Below are 2,617 nucleotides of genomic sequence, written 5' to 3'. Positions count from 1 at the left end.
GGCGAATTCTTTTCCAGCCGGGGTGGTGATATCGCTTATTATCGGGGCGAAATTAAGCAAAGCTTCATTCATGCCAATAATGCCAATGGTGGAAAAATGGTTGTTCCAGCATCCGCCAAACCTTTCTTTCACGTTTGCTAAATAATGCCGGGCATAGGGATAAAGGCCGTTTTCCGTTAATTTTTCCAGAACATCCCTTTTGGTCTCCAGGCTTTGTTGGGCTGTTTTCATTAAATTATCCAGCCGGGAGAAAAACTCCTCCTTGGTTTTTGATAAATAACCAATCCTGGGCAAATTAATTGTAACAACGCCAATTGAACCGGTTAAAGGATTGGCGCCGAATAATCCGCCTCCCCTTTTTCTCAATTCCCTGTTATCAAGCCGCAAACGGCAGCACATGCTTCTGGCATCCTCCGGATCCATATCTGAATTGATAAAATTGGAAAAATAAGGAATGCCGTACTTGGCGGTCATTTCAAAAATTTTTTCCGCGACGGCGGAATCCCAGGGAAAATCATTGGTGATATTATAAGTCGGAATCGGGAAAGTAAAAACCCTCCCCTTAGCATCGCCCGCCATCATCAATTCGGCAAAAGCGGTATTAAACATATCCATCTCTTTTTGAAAATCGTTATATTTTTCCGGCTGGACTTTGCCGCCAATTATGACATTTTCCTGCCCCGTGGTCTTGCCGGGAGTTAAATCAAGGGTGATATTGGTAAAAGGCGTCTGAAAACCTACTCGAGTCGGAACGTTTATATTAAAAAGAAATTCCTGCAAACATTGTTTTACTTCCCCGTAGCTAAGCCCGTCATACCTGATAAAAGGAGACAAATAAGTGTCGAAGTTGGAAAAGGCCTCGGCTCCGGCCACCTCGCCCTGCAAAGTGTAAAAAAAGTTTACAACTTGACCCAAGGCTGTGCGGAAATGCTTGGCCGGTCCTGACTCAACTTTTCCGCTTACTCCGCGAAACCCCTGAAGCAATAAATCTTTTAGGTCCCAACCAGCGCAATAGGGGGCCAATATCTGGAGATCATGGAGGTGAAAATCGCCGTTTTTGTGAGCCTCCCTGACATTGGCCGTATAAACCTTGTTCAACCAATAATGGGAAGAGATTGTTGAAGCTAAATGATTATTTAATCCCTGCAGGCTATAGCCCATATTTGAATTTTCTTTAACCCGCCAATCAGCCTGCTTTATATATTCTTCCATCAATTCGTTGGAATTTATCATGGTGGATTTTAAATCACGCAATCTGGCCCGCTGGTCGCGATAAAGAATATAGGCTTTGGCGGTCTTGATACAACGGTTTTTAATCAAAACTTCTTCCACTATATCCTGAATTTCTTCCACGGCCGGAATGCTGCGGAAATGAAATTTGCTTTTCAATATTTCCGCCACCTCGTTGCTCAATTTCTCCGCTAACTCTTCATCTAAGATGCCAACCGCCTCTGCCGCTTTGATTATGGCGCTCTCTATTTTTTTCTGGTCAAAATTAACTATCTCGCCTGACCTTTTTCTAATTTGGGAAACTGTATCTTGCATAAAATAATTCAAATTTTCGACTTAAAAGTTTGGTTTAAATTTACACCAAGTTTCATGCCGAAGTCAGAAGACTAATTCAAATGTTTCAAATAATGTGAATTTTAATTATTTTTTCCCCGCCCTTTTCTTTCCGCTGGTTTTTAATAATTTATTGAGTTCTTTCCGGAAGGTCTGGGCGTCTTTAAAAGATTCATAGACCGAAGCAAAACGGATATAAGCCACCTGATCGACTTTCTTTAGATGCCTCATTATGATTTGGCCGACCTGCGAAGAGGTTATTTCGCTCTTTTTCAAAACTTGAATGTCGCGTTCAATGGAGTGGATGAGTTTTTTGAATTTATCGTCCGTAACCGACCGTTTTTCCAAAGCTTTTTTAAGGCCCCGGGTTACTTTTTCCCTATCGTATGATTCTTTCCGCCCATCCCGCTTAACAATCATCAAATCCAAAATCTCCATTTCCTCATAGGTGGAAAAACGGAAGCCGCACTTTAAGCATTCCCGCCGGCGCCGGATAGACAAGCCGTCAGTCGCCACCCGAGAATCAATCACTTTTGTGTCTAAATAATAGCAAACCGGGCATTTCATATGATAATACTAAGATAATAGGGCCGCAGCTTATGGTTTTTGGCCAAACAAAAAACACCTATCTTGAGTCGCTTCCTTGGCCTTTTTCCGTCTTTTAAGGTTCCCTAGGTGTTTTTAAGGAAATATGAGGAAAAGCTTCATGCCCATATATAGTGCCTACCCTATCTAACAGACCACTATATATTGTATCTACTTAATATTATATACCCGCGCTAAAATCTTGTCAAGGCGGAGAAACTTATCTAATTTTAGGACAATTTTTAAAAAATATTCATATGCTTTTTATCAAGGCAACACTTTTTTAAAAAACCGCCTGTGGATAAGTGGAAAAATATCCCGCCAAAGCAAAAAAAAAGACAAAATAACCCTAAAACAAAAGACCGCTTTTTGCGAGCGGCCCCTTTTATTATGCCCTCCTTCAAAGGCCTACGGGACGGCAGACAGAGGTCAGTTTAAAAATCCCTAAATTTAACCTCCTTTGTCCCCT

At 41.5% G+C, this 2,617-nt stretch carries 2 protein-coding genes; both read right to left on the bottom strand.

Annotated elements, in window-relative coordinates; genetic code table 11:
- Positions 1 to 1,545, bottom strand: a 1,545-nt coding sequence (locus PHQ42_05475) for a ribonucleoside triphosphate reductase (GenBank protein ID MDD5072148.1), incomplete at its 3' end; no start/stop codon positions are given.
- A gap of 105 nt (positions 1,546 to 1,650) precedes the next feature.
- Entirely contained in the window at positions 1,651 to 2,130 is a 480-nt protein-coding gene (nrdR, locus tag PHQ42_05470) for a transcriptional regulator NrdR (protein MDD5072147.1), read from the bottom strand.
- Positions 2,131 to 2,617 lie beyond the last annotated feature (487 nt).

Source organism: Patescibacteria group bacterium, from assembly GCA_028711655.1.
Lineage (GTDB): Bacteria > Patescibacteriota > Patescibacteriia > Patescibacteriales > JAQTRU01 > JAQTRU01.
Note: the sequence above shows the minus strand (reverse complement) of the source record. Positions and strands in the feature narration are given on the sequence as shown.